General features: G+C 64.8%; 17 protein-coding genes. 14 read left to right on the forward strand and 3 right to left on the reverse strand.

Translation table 11 applies throughout. The features are described from left to right. The first annotated feature begins 14 nt into the window (after nucleotides 1-14). From BX604_RS18505 to BX604_RS18550, 10 genes are all read left to right on the forward strand, one after another. On the forward strand, nucleotides 15-2426 hold the full coding sequence (locus tag BX604_RS18505; protein WP_098552063.1) for a xanthine dehydrogenase family protein molybdopterin-binding subunit: 2412 nt from the start codon (nucleotides 15-17) through the stop codon (nucleotides 2424-2426). Further along, the gene (locus BX604_RS18510) at nucleotides 2423-3253 is read left to right on the forward strand and encodes an FAD binding domain-containing protein (protein ID WP_098552064.1); all 831 of its coding nucleotides are present in this window, start codon (nucleotides 2423-2425) and stop codon (nucleotides 3251-3253) included. Before BX604_RS18505 ends, BX604_RS18510 begins: the two co-directional genes overlap by 4 nt. Before the next feature lie 30 nt (nucleotides 3254-3283). After that, the gene (locus tag BX604_RS18515) at nucleotides 3284-4501 is read left to right on the forward strand and encodes a xanthine dehydrogenase family Fe-S subunit (RefSeq protein ID WP_098552065.1); all 1218 of its coding nucleotides are present in this window, start codon (nucleotides 3284-3286) and stop codon (nucleotides 4499-4501) included. A gap of 67 nt (nucleotides 4502-4568) precedes the next feature. Further along, nucleotides 4569-5546 (forward strand): amidohydrolase family protein, encoded by a 978-nt coding sequence (locus BX604_RS18520; protein WP_098552066.1) that lies wholly within the window; start codon nucleotides 4569-4571, stop codon nucleotides 5544-5546. Between the two features lie 50 nt (nucleotides 5547-5596). After that, nucleotides 5597-6349: a maleate cis-trans isomerase family protein gene (locus BX604_RS18525; RefSeq protein WP_098552067.1), complete on the forward strand. Its 753-nt coding sequence runs from the start codon at nucleotides 5597-5599 to the stop codon at nucleotides 6347-6349. Nucleotides 6350-6366: 17 nt separating this feature from the next. Continuing rightward, a complete protein-coding gene (locus tag BX604_RS18530) occupies nucleotides 6367-7221 on the forward strand; it encodes an alpha/beta fold hydrolase (RefSeq protein WP_098552068.1) in 855 nt (284 codons plus the stop codon). Between the two features lie 31 nt (nucleotides 7222-7252). After that, nucleotides 7253-8281 carry a 2,5-dihydroxypyridine 5,6-dioxygenase gene (locus BX604_RS18535; RefSeq protein ID WP_098552069.1) on the forward strand — a complete coding sequence of 343 codons (1029 nt, stop codon included), beginning with the start codon at nucleotides 7253-7255 and terminating at the stop codon, nucleotides 8279-8281. 10 nt (nucleotides 8282-8291) lie between these two features. After that, a complete protein-coding gene (locus BX604_RS18540) occupies nucleotides 8292-8918 on the forward strand; it encodes an isochorismatase family protein (RefSeq protein ID WP_098552070.1) in 627 nt (208 codons plus the stop codon). 125 nt (nucleotides 8919-9043) lie between these two features. Further along, on the forward strand, nucleotides 9044-10633 hold the full coding sequence (locus tag BX604_RS18545; RefSeq protein ID WP_098552071.1) for an MFS transporter: 1590 nt from the start codon (nucleotides 9044-9046) through the stop codon (nucleotides 10631-10633). Between the two features lie 78 nt (nucleotides 10634-10711). Next, on the forward strand, nucleotides 10712-11806 hold the full coding sequence (locus BX604_RS18550; protein ID WP_098552072.1) for a porin: 1095 nt from the start codon (nucleotides 10712-10714) through the stop codon (nucleotides 11804-11806). A gap of 22 nt (nucleotides 11807-11828) precedes the next feature. On the opposite strand, the gene BX604_RS18555 is transcribed toward BX604_RS18550, so the two are convergent. Then, complete coding sequence (locus BX604_RS18555; protein WP_244108933.1) at nucleotides 11829-12335, reverse strand: MarR family winged helix-turn-helix transcriptional regulator; 507 nt, start codon at nucleotides 12333-12335, stop codon at nucleotides 11829-11831. A 350-nt stretch (nucleotides 12336-12685) separates the two neighbouring features. On the opposite strand from BX604_RS18555, the gene BX604_RS18560 reads away from it, so the two are divergent. After that, entirely contained in the window at nucleotides 12686-14011 is a 1326-nt protein-coding gene (locus tag BX604_RS18560) for an MFS transporter (protein ID WP_098552073.1), read from the forward strand. A 239-nt stretch (nucleotides 14012-14250) separates the two neighbouring features. Here the strand turns inward: BX604_RS18560 and BX604_RS18565 are convergent, their stop codons facing one another. Next, complete coding sequence (locus tag BX604_RS18565; protein WP_098552074.1) at nucleotides 14251-15771, reverse strand: CoA-acylating methylmalonate-semialdehyde dehydrogenase; 1521 nt, start codon at nucleotides 15769-15771, stop codon at nucleotides 14251-14253. A 116-nt stretch (nucleotides 15772-15887) separates the two neighbouring features. On the opposite strand from BX604_RS18565, the gene BX604_RS18570 reads away from it, so the two are divergent. After that, a complete protein-coding gene (locus BX604_RS18570) occupies nucleotides 15888-16838 on the forward strand; it encodes a LysR family transcriptional regulator (protein ID WP_098552075.1) in 951 nt (316 codons plus the stop codon). 119 nt (nucleotides 16839-16957) lie between these two features. Here the strand turns inward: BX604_RS18570 and BX604_RS18575 are convergent, their stop codons facing one another. Then, nucleotides 16958-17716, reverse strand: coding sequence for an IclR family transcriptional regulator (locus BX604_RS18575; protein ID WP_096499390.1), 759 nt, complete (start codon nucleotides 17714-17716; stop codon nucleotides 16958-16960). A 158-nt stretch (nucleotides 17717-17874) separates the two neighbouring features. On the opposite strand from BX604_RS18575, the gene BX604_RS18580 reads away from it, so the two are divergent. Together BX604_RS18580 and BX604_RS18585 are read left to right on the forward strand one after the other, a co-directional pair. Next, nucleotides 17875-19203 (forward strand): MFS transporter, encoded by a 1329-nt coding sequence (locus tag BX604_RS18580; RefSeq protein ID WP_098552076.1) that lies wholly within the window; start codon nucleotides 17875-17877, stop codon nucleotides 19201-19203. 51 nt (nucleotides 19204-19254) lie between these two features. After that, nucleotides 19255-20055 carry an enoyl-CoA hydratase/isomerase family protein gene (locus tag BX604_RS18585; RefSeq protein ID WP_098552077.1) on the forward strand — a complete coding sequence of 267 codons (801 nt, stop codon included), beginning with the start codon at nucleotides 19255-19257 and terminating at the stop codon, nucleotides 20053-20055. The last annotated feature ends 7 nt before the right edge of the window (nucleotides 20056-20062 follow it).

A 20062-nucleotide genomic window follows, 5' to 3' on the forward strand; every position in this document is an offset into this window, starting at 1 on the left:
CCGGAGGAAAGCATATGAGCGAAGCAGCGAAGAGGGAGGCACCGGTCGATAGCGGCGGCGTCGGCGCACGCGTGCGACGCCGCGAGGATGAACGGCATCTGCACGGGAAGGGCCGGTTTGTCGCGGACTACGCGTTTCCCGATCTGCAGGAAGTGGCGTTCCTGCGCAGCCCGGTCGCGCATGCGGTCATTCGGCAGATCGGCAAGCCGGAGCGATTCGCCGGTCAGGTCATCGTGCGTGAAGACATGGTCGGGGCGACCGATATCGTCGCGGATTCGAGCCTGCCCAGCTACAAGTCGTCCGCCCATCCGCCGCTGGCGGCACACAAGGTCCGCTTCGTCGGCGAGCCGATCGCGATGTGCTTCGCGAATACGCGAGCGGAAGCCGAGGACATCGCCGAGGAGATCGAACTCGATCTCGACGAGCTGCCGGCATTCGCGAACGCCTTTACGGCGCGCGAGCGAACGGACACCCGCGTGCACGAGCATTGGCCGGACAACCTGTTTCTCGACATGAAGGCCGACGTCGATTTCGACGTGCATGCGCAACGCGCCAGCGTGGTCGTGACGCAGAAGGTCGACCTGGCGCGCCAATGCATGGTGCCGATGGAAGGCAAGGCAGTGCTCGCGTATTGGGATCATCCGCAGGCGCAGCTCGTCGTGATTACTTCGACGCAAGTGCCGCACATGATCCGCACGATTCTCGCGCAGTGTCTCGGACTGGATCAGGCGCAGGTCCGGGTCATTTCTCCGGACGTCGGCGGTGCATTCGGCTACAAGTGCGTGCTCCAGCAGGAAGAGCTGTGCATTGCATGGCTCGCGTTGACTTACAAGCGACCGTTCCGGTTCATCGAGGATCGACGGGAACATCTGATCGCGGGTGCGAATACGCGTCAGCACCACTACGAGCTGACCGCGTATGCGGACGATCGCGGCCGATTGCTCGCCCTCGATGCGCAACTGTTGATCGACGGCGGCGCCTATTCGGCGTGGCCGTTCACCATCGGCCTCGAGACGGGGCAGGCACTCGGCAACTTGCCCGGGCCTTACGACTTCCGCGGCTACCGGTGCCGTACGCAGTGCGCGGCGACCAACAAGCCGGGCTTCCTGCCGTATCGCGGCGTTGCCCGCACGGGCGTGTGCTTCGCGATCGAGCTGACGATGGACGCGATTGCGCGCGCAGTCGGCCGCGAAGCGTGGGAGGTGCGTCACGACAACCTCGTGCGCGGTGCCGACATGCCGTACACGAACGTCGTGAAGAAGCACTACGACAGCGGTGATTTCCAGGAGAGCCTCAGGCGGGCCGTCGAGCAGATCGACGTGGCCGGTTGGCGACAGCGTCAGGCGCAAGGCGAGGCGGACGGGCGGCTGGTCGGCGTCGGTTTCGCGACCTTCACCGAGCAATCGGCGCACGGCACCTCGGTGTTCGCATCGTGGGGGCTTCCTGTCGTACCGGGCTACGACCTTGCGACGGCTCGCATCACGGCCGACGGTGGCATCGAACTGCGCGCAGGGATTCATTCGCACGGGCAGGGCATGGAGACGACGCTCGCCCAGATCGCGAGCGAAGTCCTCGGCGTGCCGGTGCAGAAGATCAGGCTGGTGCATGGGGATACGGCGCTGACGCCGTATTCGACGGGCACTTACGCGTCGCGCAGCATCGTGATGGCGGGCGGCGCGGTCGCCGCGGCCTGCCGTGAGCTGATCCCGAGACTGATCCGGATCGGCGCACATTTGCTGAACGAAGCGGAGAGCGCCGTGCGATTCGATGCGGGGCGCGTGATCGGCGCAGGCGGCAGCGTCGCGCTCGCCGACGTCGCGGCGGCCTGGTATATGCGACCCGACCTGCTGCCGAAAGGCGTCGATCTGGCTGGTCTGGAGACGACCCAGGGTTTCAAGCCGGCGGTCGATACCGGCGCATTCAGCTACGCGACGCATGCGGCGGTCGTCGCGGTCGATACGCAAACCGGACATGTCGACATTCTCGATTATGTCATCGTTGAAGACTGCGGCACGATGATCAATCCGATGGTGGTCGAAGGGCAGACGATCGGCGGCACGGCGCAAGGCATCGGCACCGCTTTCTACGAAGAAACCCTCTATGACGACAACGCGCAGCCACTGACCTCCACGCTCGCCGACTATATGTTGCCGGGGCCGACCGAATTGCCGTCACTGCGGATTCATCACATGGAAACGCCATCGCCGTACACGGAATTCGGTGCGAAAGGCGTGGGCGAGGGCGGCGCAATCGCACCGCCCGCTGCGTTGTTCAATGCAGTCAACGACGCGCTTCGGCCGCTGGGTGCACAGGTATCGGAAACGCCGCTCACACCACGCCGGTTGCTGCAGGCAATCGAGACGGCGACGGGGGCGCGCGCATCCGGCGCGCAACCGGTCGGTGCAACCGAGGAGGCGATTCGATGAAGGCCGCGGCGTTTGAATATGTAGCGTGTACGTCGATTGCCGACGCATTGAACGCGTTGCAGCAGGCAGCGGGAAGTGCAAAGCCGATCGCCGGCAGCCAGTCGATGGGGCCGATGCTGAATCTGCGCCTGGCCAGGCCCGCGTGCGTGATCGACGTGTCGCGCATCGACGCGTTGCGTCAGGTCGGCGACGCCGGCAACGATGTCCGGATCGGGGCGGCGGTCACGCATGCCGAGATCGAGGACGGCAAGTTTGCGCTGCTGCGCGGCGGCATGCTGCAGTTCGTTGCTGCGGGTATCGCTTATCGGGCGATCCGCAATCGCGGCACGATCGGCGGCAGTCTCGCACATGCCGATCCGGCAGCGGACTGGCCGCTTGCGCTGAGCGCACTCGATGCGCGGATCGAGCTGAGCGGGCCGTCCGGCGTTAGGCAGGTGCGCGCCGCGGGTTTCATGCTCGGTGCATTCACGACCCAGTTGGCCGATGGCGAACTCATCTCGGCGGTGCTGGTGCCGAAGACAAGCGACGCAACGCGCTGGGGATACTACAAGTTGTGCCGAAAGACCGGCGAATTCGCACACGCGAGTGCGGCCGCCGTGTTCGATCCGCAGACGGGCCTGGCGCGCGTCGTGGCAGGTGCACTGGACGGCCCGCCGGCGGCGCTCGACACCCTCGCGGCGGCGATTGCGCGCCAGGGGGCGGCCGCGGCCACGCCCGTCGCGATTGCGGCAGCGGTCGCGGGTGTGATGCCCAATGCCGATGCGATAGACCGTGGCATGCACGAGGCGGCGGTCGCACGCTGCCTTGCCTCCGTGTTCGGCCGATAGGCCGATAGGCCGCTTTGACAGGAAGAATTCATGTCTGCCATCGAACTGACGATCAACGACAAGCCGATCCGCAGCGACGTCGCGCCGCGCGTGCATCTCGGCGATTTTTTGCGCGACACCCAACACCTGACCGGCACTCATCTGGGCTGTGAACACGGCGTCTGCGGCGCATGCACGGTGCTATGCGACGACGAGCCGGTGCGCTCGTGCATCACGTTCGCGGTGGCATGCGATCGACGCGAAGTCCGGACCATCGAGGGCTTCGACGATGACGAATTGATGACACGGCTGCGCCGCGCGTTCTCGCAGCATCATGCGCTTCAGTGTGGCTACTGCACGCCGGGAATGCTGATCACCGCACGCGACATCGTGCGTCGCTTCCCGGACGCTGACGAAGCGCGTGTGCGCCTCGAACTGTCGGGCAATCTTTGCCGCTGCACCGGTTATATGGGCATAGTCGCGGCGATCCGCTCGGTGCTCGAAGACCTCAGGCAGAGCTCCCTTGCTCAGCCGGTTTCATCCGCGTCGCCGGCAGTCGCGGCAGTCGACCGCAGTGTGCGTGCAACGGCCGGATTCACGACTTTCGATGCGAAGCAGACCGATCCCGGTCCGGGTGCCGCCGCGCCGCAGGCGTCTGCGGAGCGGTCCCCGGACGCATCCTCGGCCGCACCGGCCACGACCGACCGCAAGGGGTGGACCGCGATCGACGACAGCTTCATCGTGCCGTTTCCGCTCGAACGCGTCTGGGCATTCATGGGCGATCTGCCGTCGGTGACGGCGTGCCTGCCCGGGGCGGAACTCGTCGAGCACGATGCGGAGAAGGTCAAGGGGCGCATCGCGATCAAGTTCGGCCCGATGTCCGCGAATTTTGCGGGTTCCGCGCGGCTCGAGCGCGACGACGCCAATCATCGCGCCGTCATGCGCGGTGCCGGCCAGGACAATATCAGCCGCTCGCGCGCGAACGGCGACGTCACGTATGCGCTGACACCGGAGCAGGGCGATGCGCAAACGCGCGTCGCGGTGACGCTTGAATACATGCTGCAAGGGCCGCTCGCGCAGTTTTCCCGATCGGGGCTCGTCAAGGATTTCGTGCGGCGGATGATCGCCGATTTCGGCGCGCGAATCACCGCGCAACTGGGCGGCGACGCAGCGCCGGCGGCCGAACTGGCAGCGTCGAAGTTCAATGTCGGCGCGATGATCTGGAGCGTCGTCTGGGGGCGTATCAAGCGCCTGTTCGGACGGAACTGAGAGCGGAATTCCCGTAGACGGACAGGTGTCCGTCAAACGCCGACTTAATTATCAGTATGCTGAATAAATGGAGCCTGACGTGACCGACCGCATTCGCAAGATCGCACTGGAAGAACATTTTTCGACGCCCGGCTTTCAGGCGTATTCGAAGAGCTTTACCCAACATATTGCGCCGGAGGTTCTGGCCGATCTCGGCGCGCGTCTGGCCGATTTCGACGAACTCCGGCTGGCGGAGATGGATCGCGCGGGGATCGACTACACGATCCTGTCGCAGACCGGCCCGAGCGTGCAGGGCGAGCACGACAGCGCTGTCGCGGTGAGCCGCGCACGGGAAAGCAACGACTATCTGGCAGCACAGATCGCGCGGCACCCGTCCCGCTTTGGCGGGTTTGCAACGCTGGCGATGCATTCGCCGGACGCCGCCGTCGAGGAACTCACGCGCACGGTCGACAAGCTCGGCTTCAAAGGGGGGCTGGTGAACGGACATACGTTCGGCACCTACTACGACGATCGGGCCTACGACCCGTTCTGGGTACGCCTGCAGGAACTCGACGTGCCGCTATACCTGCATCCGACCGATGCGTACGTGATGCCGCGGGTATTCGACGGACATCCGGAACTGGCGGGCGCGGCGTGGGGGTGGGGCGTCGAAACCGGCACCCATGCGCTACGGCTGCTGTTCGGTGGCGTGTTCGACCGTTTCCCGCGCGTCAAGCTGATTCTCGGTCACATGGGCGAAGGGCTGCCGTTCCTGCGCTGGCGTTTCGACAGCCGGTTTGCCGTGTATTCGCACGGTGTGACGCTCGCACGCCGGCCCTCCGAATATTTCGGCCGAAACATCCTGATCACGACGTCCGGCGTGTGCTCGGCGCCCGCGCTGGTCGGCGCGATCGGCGAAATGGGAGCCGACGCGGTGATGTTCTCGGTCGACTACCCGTATGAATCGACGGCCGCCGCGGCTGATTTCATCGAGCGGGCGCCGCTCGACGATACGACGCGACAACTCGTCTGTCACGGCAATGCGGCGCGCATTTTCAAGCTGTGATGCCGGGGTAGCGGCGTCACGAACCTTTTCCTTAAATGCAGGAACCTGAAATGAGCAAGCAATTTCGTATCGGCCAGATCGTGCCGAGCTCCAATACGACGATGGAAACCGAGATCCCGGCAATGCTGCGGTTGCGAGAAACGATCCGTCCCGAGCGCTTCACGTTTCATTCGAGCCGGATGCGGATGAAGAAAGTCGTCAAGGAGGAACTCGCGGCGATGGATGCCGAGTCCGACCGCTGCGCGGTGGAACTGAGCGACGCGCGCGTCGACGTGCTCGGCTACGCGTGCCTAGTCGCGATCATGGCGATGGGACACGGCTATCACCGCGTGTCGCAGGCACGCCTGACGAAGCACACGGCGGACAACGGCGCACAGGCGCCGGTGCTGACGAGTGCGGGCGCGCTCGTCGACGCACTGAAGGTGATCGGCGCGAAGCGGATCGTGGTCGTCGCGCCGTACATGTTGGCCCTGACCGAACTCGTGGTCGACTACATCCGCCACGAAGGCTTCGACGTGCTCGCGTACCGCGCGCTGGAAATTCCCGACAACCTCGACGTCGGCCGCCACGACCCGGCGCGCCTGCCCGACATCGTGAAAACGCTGCCGTACCAGGACGCCGATGCGATCGTGCTGTCCGCGTGCGTGCAGATGCCGTCGCTGCCGGCCGTCGCGCAGGTCGAGGCGATGACGGGCAAGCCGGTGATCACGGCGGCGATCGCGACCACCTACGCGATGCTGCGCGAACTCGATCTCGAACCGGTCGTGCCGGGCGCCGGCGCGCTGCTGTCCGGCGCGTACTGACGAAGCGGAGTGTCTTCATGAGCGATCGTTCCACTTTCATGTACGGCGGCAACGTTCACGCGAACGGCATCCGCCAGCACTACCTGCGCTACGGTGGCCGGCAGACGCTGCACGCTGGCTACGATCCGGTCATTGTCGTGCCGGGCATCACGAGTCCGGCGGCGACCTGGGGCTTCGTCGGCAAGCATTTCGGCACGACCTACGACACCTATGTGCTCGATGTGCGCGGCCGCGGCCTGTCGTCGGCATCGGACCTGCTCGACTACAGCGTGGACGCGCAGGCCCGCGACGTCGTCGCGTTCGCCGGTGCGCTCGGCCTCGAGCGCTATAGCGTCGTCGGTCACTCGATGGGCGCTCGGATCGCGATTCGGGCCGCGGCGGCGAAACCCGCCGGCCTGGCGCGCATCGTGCTGGTCGATCCGCCGGTGTCGGGGCCGGGGCGCCGGCCGTATCCGTCGAAGTTGCCGTGGTACATCGATTCGATGCGCATCGCGCGCGAGGGTGCCGGCTACGAGGGGATGCGCGAATTCTGCCCGACCTGGACCGAGGAGCAACTGCGGCTACGCGCCGAATGGCTGCATACCTGCGACGAACGGGCGGTGCGCGCCAGCTTCGACGGATTCCACGCCGACGACATCCATCGCGACCTGCCGGCGCTCGACCTGCCGGTGATGCTCATGACGGCCGGGCGCGGCGACGTCGTGCTGCAGGCCGACGTGGACGAATTCCAGCGTCTCGTCCCGCATCTCGTTCATGTGCACGTCGCCAATGCCGGACACATGATCCCGTGGGACGACGAAGCCGGCTTCTACCGGGCGTTCGGCGGATTTCTCGGCACGCCGCTGCCGCTTGAAATCGAGGTCGGGCGCTGATCCGCGATACCCGTTCAAAGGAACCCCCATCATGCCCGTAAGCGATTTCCAGATGGTCGACGCGTGGAAGCAGGTCCTCACGCTGTCGCGCCTCGAACCCGGCCAGACCGTCACGATCCTGACCAGCTCGGCCACGCATCCGCAAACCCTGAACACCGCGTTGATCGCGACCCAATCGATGGGCGCGGTGGTGAACCGGCTGGATCTGCCGCCCGTCAACGGCGAGAAGTCGCTGAGCCGCGATTCGCTCGCCTATCTCGGCACGACGCCGCTGACCGGCAATCGCGCGGCCATCGCCGCGCTGAAGGCGAGCGATCTCGTGCTCGACCTGATGACGCTGCTGTTTTCGCCCGAACAGCTCGACATCCTGAAAGGCGGCACGAAGATCCTGCTCGCGGTTGAGCCGCCCGAGGTGCTGACACGCCTCGTCCCCACGCTGGAAGACCGCGAGCGCGTACTGGCAGCACGCGCGCACATCGCCCGCGCGAAGGAGATGCGCGTGGTGTCGGCGGCCGGTACGGATCTGCGCTGCCCGATCGGCGAGTTCGATGCGATCGCCGAATACGGCTTCGTCGACGAGCCGGGGCGCTGGGATCATTGGCCGAGCGGATTCGCGCTGACGTTCCCCGATGAAGGACGCGCGTCCGGCCGCATCGTGATCGACCGCGGCGACATCCTGCTCCCGCAAAAGCGCTACGTACAGGAGCCGATCGTGCTGACCGTCGAGAACGGCTTCGCGACGCGCATCGACGGCGGCATCGACGCGCAGCTGTTGTCGGAATACATGGCGACATTCGACGACCCCGAGGCATATGCGATATCGCATATCGGCTGGGGGCTTCAACCGCGTGCGCACTGGTCGACGCTCGGCCTGTATGACCGCGAAGCCACGATCGGCATGGACGCCCGCGCGTTCGAAGGCAATTTCCTGTTCTCGCTCGGGCCGAACAACGAAGGCGGCGGCCAGCGCACCACGACCTGCCATATCGACATTCCATTGCGGCACTGCGACGTGTTTCTCGACGGAGAAGCGGTCGTGCGCAACGGCAAGGTCCTCTGAGGAAAACACGATGTCACATGATCTCGATACCTATCGCCGCCAGAGTTTCGGTACGGCGCTCGAACCCGTCGCACCCGTCGGCCTGCTGATCGTCGACTTCGTGAACGGCTTTGCCGACCCGGACGTGTTCGGCGGCGGCAACATCGCGCCGGCAATCGAACGCACCGTGCCGCTGCTTGCCGCCGCGCGCACGCGCGGTTGGCCGGTCGCCCATACGCGCATCGTGTTCGCGGACGACGACGCCGACGACAACATCTTCACGACGAAGGTGCCCGGCCTGCTCGCACTGAAGGAGCATGCGCACAACAGCGCGATCGTGCCGGAACTGACGCCGTGGGCGGGCGAGCTGGTCGTGCGCAAGACCGGCCCGTCGGCGTTCTTCGGCACGCCGCTCGCCGCATGGCTTGCCCAGCGCGGCGTGCGCACGCTGGCCATTGCCGGCGCCGTCACGAGCGGCTGCGTGCGGGCCAGCGTGGTGGATGCGATGCAGTACGGCTTTCGTCCGTTCGTGTTGTCCGATTGCGTCGGCGATCGGGCCATTGCACCGCACGATGCGAACCTCTTCGACATGGCGCAGAAATACGCAGCGGTGCTCGGGCGAGACGAAGCACTCGACCTCCTGGATCGGGCGAAGTGACCGTGCCGCGCATCCGTCCGCACGCGACGGATGCGCGGCCGCGGAACGCCTGACGTTCAGGCCGTCGCGTCAACGCCCGGCCAGATAAAAGACCCGTCCGGAGCGATCCGGGCAAAGGAGACACTATGTTGACAGCGACGCCTGCACGGGCGACGCGCATCGTCACGCGCAGCGAATTCACGCTGATCGTGGCGTCGTCGTTCGGCGCATTGCTCGAGTGGTACGACTTCTACATCTACGCGGCGCTCGCCGCAACCTTCAGTACGCTCTTCTTTCCGAGCGGCAATGCCACGGCCGCGTTCCTGGCCAGCCTCGCGACCTTCGGTGCCGGCTTTCTGGTACGTCCGCTCGGCGCGCTGTTCTTCGGGCGCCTCGGCGATCGCATCGGCCGGAAATACACGTTCATGGCCACCATCGTGTTGATGGGCGTCGCGACGATCGGCGTCGGGCTGCTGCCGCCCTATGCGCACATCGGCGTCGCAGCGCCGGTGTTGCTGGTGGTGCTGCGGTTGCTGCAGGGATTCGCGCTGGGCGGGGAGACCGGCGGCGCCGCGACCTATCTCGCCGAGCATGCGCCCGACGGTCGCCGCGGGTTCTATACGAGCGCGTTGCAGACCACCGCGACGCTCGGCCTGCTGTCGTCGATTGCCGTTGTCGGCGCGACGCGGACGTTCGTCGGACACGACGCGTTCCAGGACTGGGGATGGCGCGTGCCGTTCCTGGTCTCGCTGGTCCTGCTCGCGATTTCGGTCTACCTGCGCACGCGTCTCGCCGAATCGCCGACGTTCCAGCGGATGAAGGAAACCGGGAAGCTGTCGAAGTCGCCGATCGGCGAAAGCTTCGGCACGTGGGCGAACCTGAAGTACGTGCTGGTGATGTTGTTCAGCACGGCATCGGGCGTCGGCGTGGTGTTCGGCACCGGGCACTTCTATTCGATGTACTTCCTGCAGAACACGCTCCGGGTCGCGCCGGAGACCGTCAACCTGTATCTCGCGATGGCGCTCGTCGGTGCATTTCCGTTCTACCTGTTCTTCGGCTGGCTGTCCGATCGCATCGGCCGCAAGTGGATCATGATCGCCGCGTGCGCGCTGCTGGCCACGACGACCGTACCGATTTTCCACGGGCTGACGCATTACGCGAACCCGCAGCTGGAGGCGTTTCAGGCGCATACCGACGTCGTCGTGCATGCGGACGATTGCCATTTCTCGCTGTTCGGTGCGCCGCGCAGCGAATGCGACCGCATTCGCGCCTTTCTGAGCGCATCCGGCGTGTCGTACGAGCACGCGACCGGATCGGGATCGTCGTACACCACGATCGGCGACGTTCGGGTCGACGGCGCCGATCCGGCCGCGCTGCGACGCACGCTGCTCGCGGCTGGCTGGACCGATCACGCGGATCCGGCACGGATCAACGGTGTCGCGGTCGTGTGCCTCATGTGGCTGCTGATCTTCTACCTGACGATGGTCTACGGCCCGATGGCCGCCTTCATGGTCGAGCTGTTCCCCGCACGCATTCGTTACACGTCGCTGTCGCTGCCGTTCCATCTCGGTTCCGGCTGGTTCGGCGGCATGCTGCCATTCGTCGTGTCGGCGATGGCGGTCGCGCACGGCAACGTCTATTACGGCCTCTGGTATCCGGTGTCGGTTGCGATCGTATCGGTCGTGGTGGGTGCGCTGTTCATTCCGGAGACATTCCGGCGCGACGTGTCGCAGTGATCCGATGGTTCGATGAAACATACGCGGTCCGCGCGAAGACGGACCGTCACGGTTGAGATCTTTTCAAGGAAAACGACAATGCGTGCGTGGCAAGTGGCGGCGTTCGGAATGGGCGCGGCGTGCTGTTGCGCGTCGGCGTGGGCGGATGCGTCGAGCGTGCAGCTTTGGGGCGTCCTCGACGCTGGCCTGACGGTCGTCAGCAATCAGAAGGGGCATCGCAACATCCTGATGGATACCGGCATCGCATCGCCCAACCTGTGGGGATTGCGCGGCCAGGAGGATCTGGGCGGCGGTTATCGCGCGGTCTTCGAACTGACCGACCAGTTCAATCTCGGCACCGGAGCGGTCTTTCCGACCAACGGTGGCGGGCTGTTCGGCCGCACCGCCTATGTCGGGCTCGCGAGCGATCGTCTCGGCAAGCTGACGTTCGGCCAGCAGTACGATTTCATGATCGACAGCCTGCTCCGGTACGACAACTCGGTGGCGATTGCCGGTCTGTACGGCTTTCGGCAGGGGCCGTTCGCGGGGCTCGGCATTCCGAACAACGCGACGGGCAGTTCGAACTTCGACCGCATGTCGGGAACGGCGATGCCCAACGCGGCGAAGTACGTGACGCCGACCTGGAACGGCCTGTCGGCGGGCGTGATGGCCGGCTTCGGCGGTGTGCCGGGCGCGATCGCGCAGCAAAGCGGGCAGAGCGCGGGCATCAACTATGCGATCGGTGCGCTGTCGCTCGGCGCGGCGTATACGTACCAGCGATATCCGCAACTCGGCAACGGCATGCGCGGCATCCGGAATTTCGGTGCGGGCGCGACCTATGCGCTGGGCGCACTGACGTTCAACGTCCTGTACACGAACACGATGAACACCGCGAACGATGCGCGAATCGACGTCTATCAGGCCGGTGTGCGCTATCAGGTCGATGCCGCGTTATCGGTCGGCGGCGATTACGAGCTGATGCGCGGCAACAGCGTGCTTCACGACGATCGCGCGAACCAGTTCTCGCTCGGGGCTCGCTATGCGCTGTCGAAGCGCACGGTGGCGTATGTGGAAACCGTGTATCAGCAGGTTTCAGGAGGCGACCAGCCGGACGCATGGATCATGGCGGTGTCGAGCCCGTCGGGCAACAACCGGCAAATGCTCGCGCGGGTGGGGATGCTGCATCGGTTCTGAACGGCAGCCGAAACGGCGCGGATCAGTCGAAATGCTTGAGCGAGGTGCGTCCGTACTGGTTGTTGCCTTCGACGAGGGCCATCATCATCCGAACGAACTCGGTGCGCTCCGTCGGCGACAGCGGCTCCATGAACTTCACCTGTGCCTCACGCATGCTGTCGTACATGTCGTTCATGATGCGCGTGCCTTTCGGCGCGATGTAGGCAAGCTTCTGCCGGCCGTCCACCGGGCTCGGTTCACGTTTCACGAGCCCGCGTTCCTCCAGCCGCCGCAGCACGTCCGCCATCGTGGTGCGATCGACGCCCACTTCGGCACACAACGACGTCTGGTCGAGCCCGGGGCGCTCGTGCAGCGTGGTCAGCAGCCCGTACTGGACGGGCGTGATGTCGAACCCCTTGCAGCATTCGAAGAACAGCGCGATGTGAATCTGGTTCAACCGGCGGATCAGGAAGCCGGGGCGTTGCCACAGATGGCCGGTTTCAAGGTCGGCAGCCGGTTTGGCGGTCTTCTTGTTCGTAGCGGAAGTCATGACGGAAGCATCCAGAGCGGTCATACAGTGAGCCATTGTAGCCCGGCGAACATCGGGGACCGCGCGCCCGATGTTCGCGATGGTTCCCATGTCGGGGAAACCATGGTTTGCAGGAGGAAAATTCTCGATATACAACCCTATATGTCAGTGTACTGATCAAATCGCGATAACGCTTTCCGTGCGATGGAGGTGCGGCGGAGAGGGCTGCAGCGGCAAGTCTCGATAGTCAGGCGTGGCCCGGTGGTGCGGGAGAAAAACACCCGGTTTGTTGACATGCATCCATTTTGTCAGTGGGCTGACGATAACGATACCCGAATGGTAGAAAACCTTTCAAGTGTTTGGAGATTGCAATGAATTCAACCCCCGTGCAACCGGGCGAGCTGTCGATACCGGCTCGTTCGCTGTCGCGCAACGACATCAAGACGCTTTTTCTTGCTTCGCTGGGCGGCGCACTCGAGTACTACGACTTCATCGTCGCCGTGTTTTTCACGAAGCTGCTCGCGACCGTGTTTTTTCCGCCGCATACGCCTGAATGGCTTGCGCAGCTCGAGGTGTTTTGCGTGTTCGCGGCAGGGTATCTCGTCCGGCCCATCGGGGGCATTTTCTTTGCACACTTCGGCGACCGGATCGGACGCAAGAAGATGTTTGCGCTGAGCTTGTTCCTGATGGCATTTCCGACGCTGTTGATCGGCTTGCTGCCGGGCTATGCGACGCTCGGCATCGTAGCGCCGCTGCTGTTTCTGCTGTGTCGCGTATTGCAGGGTTTGTCGGTGGGCGGCGAGGTGCCAGGCGCGTGGATCTTCTGTTCCGAGCATGTGCGACGCGATCGCGTCGGCCTTGCGTGCGGATTGCTGATGGCGGGGCTGTGCACGGGGATTTTGCTCGGGGCACTGAGTGCCAAGTACCTTTCCGCGAATCTCGATCACGACAGCCTCGTTGCATGGGGCTGGCGCGTGCCGTTCATCGCCGGCGGCGCATTCGGACTGGTGTCCGTCTACCTGCGCCGTTATCTGCACGAGACGCCGGTGTTCGAGGCACTGCGCGCGAAGCGCGAGGCGGACGCCAGGCTGCCGTTGTCGATCGTGCTCAGGAATCATCGTGGCGCGATCACCGTCTCGATGCTGGCCACCTGGGTTTTCTCCGGTGTGTTCGTGATTTTCTTCCTGTTCACGCCGACGTATCTGCAGTCACAGTTCCATCTCGACGCGAAGACAGTGTTCACGATGAATTCCTGGTCGATCCTGATGCTGATCGTCGGGAGCATCGTTGCCGGATGGGCAGCCGACACGATCGGCGGCGGGCGTGCCTATGCGATCGGATGTGCCGGCATGCTCGCGGTTTGCGGGGCGTTCTACTGGACGCTGACAACGGGCGGCGGCGTGTCGTGGCCGCTTTATGTGACGGGGGGATTCCTGATCGGGACCATCACGCTCGGACCGTACATCATCGTTCGCAGTTTCCCGCCGGAAGTGCGGTTCACCGGATTTGCGCTGGCCTATAACACGGCTTACGCGATCTTCGGCGGCACGGCGCCCGCGGTCGTGTCGTATTTCGTCGGCAAGCTGGGCATGGTTGCGGCACCGGGTTACTACGCGGCGGCGCTTTGCGTGCTCGGAATCGTCATCGGACTGTTCTGGCGGGAGCCGGCCTCCAGCGATTCAGGTCTTTCGCTGTAGCTTTGCGCGACCGGTTACGCGCCGGGCGGGGAGAGTTGTTTCGACGGGGTCGAGTTCGGGCCTGGCTCGGGCGACTCCGGAGCGCGAACGGCGACGGGCAACACAAAAAAGTGCGGCATCCATCCGGATGCCGCACCCAACCCAAACTGTCGCGACAGGACCCACTCAGGACGACGAGCAGGGCCCGCTCTCATGGGTTCCGACATTGCCGGCTCGAGGAACCGGCCAACCCACGGCGCTTATTTCGCGGTCGGCATGGCGAATTCCGCGCCCTTGCCGATGCTCGACGACCAGCGCTGCATGATCGACTTTTGCTTCGTATAGAAGCGCACGCCTTCTTCGCCGTATGCGTGCATGTCGCCGAACAGGCTCTTCTTCCAGCCGCCGAACCCGTGCCACGCCATCGGCACGGGGATCGGCACGTTGATGCCGACCATGCCGACCTGAATGCGGCGCGCGAATTCGCGCGCGATGCCGCCATCGCTCGTGTAGCACGCGACGCCGTTGCCAAACTCATGTGCGTTGATCAGGTTCACGGCTTCGGCAAAATCCTTCACGCGCACGCATGCGAGCACCGGCCCGAAGATTTCTTCCTTGTAGATGCGCATATCGGTCGTCACGTTGTCGAACAGCGTGCCGCCGGTGAAGAAGCCTTGCTCGTGGCCCGGCACCTTCAGGCCGCGGCCGTCGACGACGAGCTTCGCGCCTTCCTGCACCCCGATGTCGATGTAGCCTTCGATCCGCTTCAGCGCCTCACCCGTGACGATCGGGCCCATTTCGACTTCCGGCGACATGCCGTCACCGATGACGAGGGTTTGCGCGCGCTCGGCGAGCTTCGCGACGACGCGATCGCCGATGTCGCCGACCAGCACTGCGACGCTGATCGCCATGCAGCGCTCGCCGGCCGAGCCATAGGCGGCGCCGATCAGCCCGTCGACCGCTTGATCGAGGTTCGCGTCGGGCATCACGACCATATGGTTCTTCGCACCGCCGAGCGCCTGTGCGCGCTTGCCGTTTTGCGATGCGCGCTGGTGGACGTAGTGCGCGATCGGCGTCGAGCCGACGAAGCTGACCGCTTGCACGTCCGGATGGTCGATGAGCGCGTCGACCGCGTTCTTGCCGCCTTGCACGACGTTGAAGACGCCCTTGGGCAGGCCTGCCTCGGTCAGCAAATCGGCGATGAACAGTGCCGCCGACGGATCGCGCTCGCTCGGCTTCAGCACGAACGTGTTGCCCGTCGCGAGTGCGACCGGGAACATCCAGCACGGCACCATGCACGGGAAGTTGAACGGCGTGATGCCCGCGACGACGCCCAGCGGCTGGCGCATCGTCCAGTTGTCGATGCCGGTGCTGACCTGATCGGTGAAGTCGCCCTTGAGCAGTTGCGGCACGCCGGCGGCGAATTCGATGATGTCGATGCCGCGCGCGACTTCGCCCTGCGCGTCGGAGAACACCTTGCCGTGTTCGGCGGTGATGATCGCGGCGAGCGTGTCGCGATGCTCGTTCATCAGTTGCAGGAAGCGGTGCATCACGCGTGCGCGGCGGATCGGCGGCGTCTCGGACCAGGCAGGGAAGGCGGCTTGTGCGGCGGCGACGGCCTGGGCGACCTCGTTGTCGTCGGCGAGCGCGACGCGACGGGCGGGCTTGCCGGCTGCCGGATTGAATACGTCCTGGAAGCGGCCGCTTGCGCCCGACACCCGGGCGCCGTTGATGTAGTGGCCGACGTCGTCGGACGAGGTGAAGGCGGGAACGGTGGTCATCAAATCGTCTCCTGAAGCGTGGTCCTGATTGAGAAGGCCTCAGTCTAGGCAAATGACGGCGGCGGGAGAAGACCGCTACAATTGATTCACTGTTCAGAATTCTGAATAATCAAACGATGAATTCTCAAAACACCCAAACCCTTTGGCCGCACATCCATTCCCTGACGGTGCTCGCCGTGACCGGGAGCTTCACGGCGGCGGCGCAGCGGCTCGGTATCAGCAAGGCGGCCATGAGCCAGCGCATCGCCGATCTCGAGGCAGCCGCCGGCGTGCCGCTCGTGCGGCGGACGACGCGCAGCGTGCGGCTCACGGAAGCAGGGCAGACGCTCGTCGACAGCACGCGCGAGGCCTACGAGACGATCGAGATGAACTTCGCGCGCGTGAAGGATCTGGCCGGCGAGCCGCGCGGCCTCGTGCGCGTGACGATGCCGGTCGCGCTCGGCCGGCAGCAGATCGTGCCGCTGTTTCCGGCCTTCATCGCGCAGTATCCGGGGGTGCGCATCGAGCTGGAGCTGTCGGACCGGCTGTTTTCGCTGTCGCAGGAAGGCTTCGATCTCGCGATTCGTCATACGACCACCGCGCCGCAGACGCACGTCGCGTGGAAGCTTTGCGAGACGCGCTCGCTGCTCGTCGCGAGCCACGCGTATCTGGCGCGACGCGGCACGCCCGAGCATCCGAATGCGCTCGTCGAACACGACTGCCTGTGCTATTTGCGCGGCAACGAACCGACCGCATGGAGCTTCGAGCCGCGCGACCGGCGGCGCGCGCGCGTGAGCGTGCCCGTGCGCGGCTGTTTCGCGGCGAACAATAGTGAAGCGATGCGGGAGGCGGCGCTCGGCGGCCTCGGCATCGCGCTGCTGCCGGATTTCAGCGCGCAGCGCGACATTGACGCGGGCCATCTCGTGCCGCTGCTCGGCGCGTGGCGTCCGTCGGGTGCATTCGGCGACTCCATCTTCGCGATTCGGCCTTACAGCCCGGTCGTGCCCAGTGCGGTGCGTGTGTTGGTGGAGTATCTACGGGGCGAGTTGAGTGGCGGGTTTTCACCCGGTATGGCAGCGTCCGGCTAACGCCGGGTCATCAATCTGGTTCGGATCCTCGTCGTCTCGCAGCGGCCGGCGTGCATTGAAGTCGCTTTTCGGTGGCATTCGATGGGCGTCCGCGTCGGACTGAAAATCGTGTATGCGCACTATGCAACAACCGCCTGCCGGAATGGGGAAACCAGCTCGGTGAGCGTACGCAGGAGGAAGGCCTTGTCGCGCCGAATCTCCGCAATGGGCCCGCCGATGCTCAGCGTCATCTGCGGGGCGCCGCGTCTCACCGGCAGGAGCACCGCCAGCGCAGCGCCACCGGGCGTGGCGGTCCCTCGCGACATCGAGTAACCATCCAGACGGACTCGCGCAATTTCCTCGCGTGCGGTCGCGAGGTCCAGCCGTAGCGACACATCCTGCTCCACGACGTTGGCCCGATGCAGCAGCAACTCGATTTCGCGGTCGGTTTTCGTCGTCAGGAGCATCTTGCCAGCGGCGCTGCGGAACAACGGACGCAATGCACCGGACTTGAGCGCGAACCGGCTTCTGTCATGGGCCTGCAGCACGTGCAGGTAGCGCACGAACACGCCATCTTGCGCGCCGATCATCACCGCGTGTCCGGTGCGCTGCTGCACGTCCCCCATCAGGCGCAACAGACTCTGCGTGCTGTACATCTCCTCCTGGATCCAGCTCGTCGACAGGGCGAGCCTCAGGTTCGGGACGTACATGCGCGTTCGCTGCTCGTAGTCGAAGTAGCCCAGATCGACGAGCGATTTCATCAGCACCGACGTGCTTGACTGAGGATAACCGAGCGACTGGCAGATTTCCTTGATGCTCGCCGGCCGCCGGACATCGGCGAAGTACTCGAGCAATTCGAGCACGCGCTGCGCGGATTTGACCGATGCCTGTTTTTCCATAAGTGTGATTTCTAATCACATATGTGATATTTCTCGTCGCTCCGAGTATAGCGCGACTACGCTCCTGTCAGCTTCGACATGAAGCTTCGAACTCCGGATGGATGCCCGTGCATTGCGGGCGGACCTGAGGATGCAGAACACAAGACAAGGAGACATCGATGGATAGTTCGCTGGTGGACGCATCGCCCGCCGTCAAGCAATCGGCTCACGGCGGTGGCGCCGAAGAGGCCCGCGTGTGCCGGAAGGTGATGATCCGGCTCGTCCCGCTGCTGTTCGTCGCGTATCTCTTTTGCCAGCTCGACCGGCTGAACATAAGCTTCGCTCAGATTCAGATGAAGACGATGCCTGGATTTGGCGATGCCGTCTATGGGCTGGGTGCAGGGCTGTTCTTCATTGCGTACATGATTTTCGAAGTCCCCAGTGGGCTGCTCCTGCAGCGCATCGGCATACGGAAAACGCTGTGCCGGATCATGGTCGGCTGGGGGCTCGTATCCGCCCTCACGGCGCTGGTCCGTACGCCGGCCCAGTTCTACCTGGCGCGGTTGCTGCTGGGCGCATGCGAGGCCGGTTTCTTCCCCGGCGTCGTGTACTACTTCAGCACGTGGCTGCCGGTCGCATATCGCGGGCGCGTGATCGGCATCTTCATGTCGGCGGCCGTGCTCGCGGGCGTGTTCGGCGGGCCATTGGCGGGTTTCCTGATGGACGGCATGCACGGCGCCCACGGGTTGGCAGGCTGGCAGTGGCTGCTCATCGTCGAGGGGGTGCCGAGCATCGCGCTCGGCATCGTCGTACTCCTGCGCATCGATGACAAGCCGGCTGACGCCGGATGGCTGAGCAGGGCCGAGCTCGCCACACTCGAAGAAGCGATTGCAGCGCATCGCAGCGAAGGTGCACGGCATCACCGGGGCATCGGCGAGATAGTGCGTGATCCTTACGTGTACCGGCTGGCCGGCATCTATTTCCTGACGACGATGCCGGCGTATGGACTGGGCTTCTGGACGCCGCAGATCATTCAGTCCTTCGGCGTGACGAGTGCGCTACACGTTGGACTGTATGCGGCGCTTCCATCTGCGGCGGCGTTCGTGAGCATGATCCTGCTGTCGCGGCATTCCGACCGGAAGCTGGAGCGACGCTGGCACTACGCGCTCCCCGCGTTCGTCGGCGCAGCCGCGCTGGTCGTCGCGGCGTCGCGCGGCCTGCCCATTCCCGTCGCGCTGGGCGCGCTGTCCGTCGCGTATGCCGGCCTGTTGAGCATCGTGCCGGTGTTCTGGCCGGTTCCCACGTCGTATCTGGGAGCGGGTGCTGCCGCCAGCGGCGTCGCGTTCATCAACACGCTCGGCGTGTGCTCCGGATTCGTCGCGCCGGTCATGTTTGGATTCATGCGCGAAGCGACCGGCAGCCTGGCGGGCGGACTGCTGGTGCTGGCCGCATGCGCATGCGCCGCGGGCAGCGCGATGCTCGCCGGCGTGAAGAAGACCTTGGCCTAGCTTGCGTCGTATGACGCCTGCTTCGTTTCATCCATCGACCGGACCTGAATCATGACCGACACACACGACCCGGAACGCATCCATCACGCCGGAACGACGCCGATCCTGAGCTATCACGGCACGGATCGGGCCGAGCTGACGCTCAATCGTCCCGCTTTTCACAACCGCCTGGAGCCCGGCGATCTCGCGATGCTGCGCGAACACATCGCAATGCTGAACGACGATCACGCAGTGCGCGTTGTCATGTTGACCGGCGCCGGAACCCGCACGTTTTCGTCCGGTTACCACCTTGGCGCGTTCGACGCTGCGCGTACAGATGACGACACCGCGTTCGAGCAAGTCGCGAATGCGATCGAAGGCATGCGCGCGGTGACGATCGCGCGCGTGAACGGCGCAGTGTACGGCGGGGCGAGCGATCTCGCGCTGGCATGCGATTTTCGTGTCGGCACACACGACACCAGGATGTCGGTGCCGGCCGCGCGGCTGGGCCTCCATTTCTATGGAAGCGGTATCCGGCGCTGGGTGTCCCGCGTCGGCGTGAACGCAACGAAGCGCGCATTCCTCGCCGCGCAGACGTTTTCGGCGCAAGAACTCGTCGCCTGCGGCTTCCTCACGCAGGCCGTCGAAGCAACGGAACTGGATGCCGAATGCACCGCGCTCATCGACCAGCTGTGCGCGCTTGCACCGCTGGCGGTGCAAGGCATGAAGCGAATCATCAACGAGACGGCAAATGCCGAGTATGACGAGCGAGCCGCACGAGAGCAGTGTCTCGACAGCATGCGGTCGAAGGATTTCGCCGAAGGTCTGGCGGCCCTGGCGGCCGGACGACCGCCGGTTTTCACGGGAGAGTAACGGGTAA

This window comes from Burkholderia sp. JKS000303 (genome assembly GCF_002563755.1).
Lineage (GTDB): Bacteria > Pseudomonadota > Gammaproteobacteria > Burkholderiales > Burkholderiaceae > Burkholderia > Burkholderia anthina_B.

What these genes read in the sequence shown, in the direction of transcription:
- BX604_RS18505 (WP_098552063.1), top strand. Translation starts at nt 15, where the DNA reads ATGAGCGAAGCAGCGAAGAGGGAGGCACCGGTCGATAGCGGCGGCGTC.
- BX604_RS18510 (WP_098552064.1), top strand. Translation starts at nt 2,423, where the DNA reads ATGAAGGCCGCGGCGTTTGAATATGTAGCGTGTACGTCGATTGCCGAC.
- BX604_RS18515 (WP_098552065.1), top strand. Translation starts at nt 3,284, where the DNA reads ATGTCTGCCATCGAACTGACGATCAACGACAAGCCGATCCGCAGCGAC.
- BX604_RS18520 (WP_098552066.1), top strand. Translation starts at nt 4,569, where the DNA reads ATGGAGCCTGACGTGACCGACCGCATTCGCAAGATCGCACTGGAAGAA.
- BX604_RS18525 (WP_098552067.1), top strand. Translation starts at nt 5,597, where the DNA reads ATGAGCAAGCAATTTCGTATCGGCCAGATCGTGCCGAGCTCCAATACG.
- BX604_RS18530 (WP_098552068.1), top strand. Translation starts at nt 6,367, where the DNA reads ATGAGCGATCGTTCCACTTTCATGTACGGCGGCAACGTTCACGCGAAC.
- BX604_RS18535 (WP_098552069.1), top strand. Translation starts at nt 7,253, where the DNA reads ATGCCCGTAAGCGATTTCCAGATGGTCGACGCGTGGAAGCAGGTCCTC.
- BX604_RS18540 (WP_098552070.1), top strand. Translation starts at nt 8,292, where the DNA reads ATGTCACATGATCTCGATACCTATCGCCGCCAGAGTTTCGGTACGGCG.
- BX604_RS18545 (WP_098552071.1), top strand. Translation starts at nt 9,044, where the DNA reads ATGTTGACAGCGACGCCTGCACGGGCGACGCGCATCGTCACGCGCAGC.
- BX604_RS18550 (WP_098552072.1), top strand. Translation starts at nt 10,712, where the DNA reads ATGCGTGCGTGGCAAGTGGCGGCGTTCGGAATGGGCGCGGCGTGCTGT.
- BX604_RS18555 (WP_244108933.1), bottom strand. Translation starts at nt 12,335, where the DNA reads ATGACTTCCGCTACGAACAAGAAGACCGCCAAACCGGCTGCCGACCTT.
- BX604_RS18560 (WP_098552073.1), top strand. Translation starts at nt 12,686, where the DNA reads ATGAATTCAACCCCCGTGCAACCGGGCGAGCTGTCGATACCGGCTCGT.
- BX604_RS18565 (WP_098552074.1), bottom strand. Translation starts at nt 15,771, where the DNA reads ATGACCACCGTTCCCGCCTTCACCTCGTCCGACGACGTCGGCCACTAC.
- BX604_RS18570 (WP_098552075.1), top strand. Translation starts at nt 15,888, where the DNA reads ATGAATTCTCAAAACACCCAAACCCTTTGGCCGCACATCCATTCCCTG.
- BX604_RS18575 (WP_096499390.1), bottom strand. Translation starts at nt 17,716, where the DNA reads ATGGAAAAACAGGCATCGGTCAAATCCGCGCAGCGCGTGCTCGAATTG.
- BX604_RS18580 (WP_098552076.1), top strand. Translation starts at nt 17,875, where the DNA reads ATGGATAGTTCGCTGGTGGACGCATCGCCCGCCGTCAAGCAATCGGCT.
- BX604_RS18585 (WP_098552077.1), top strand. Translation starts at nt 19,255, where the DNA reads ATGACCGACACACACGACCCGGAACGCATCCATCACGCCGGAACGACG.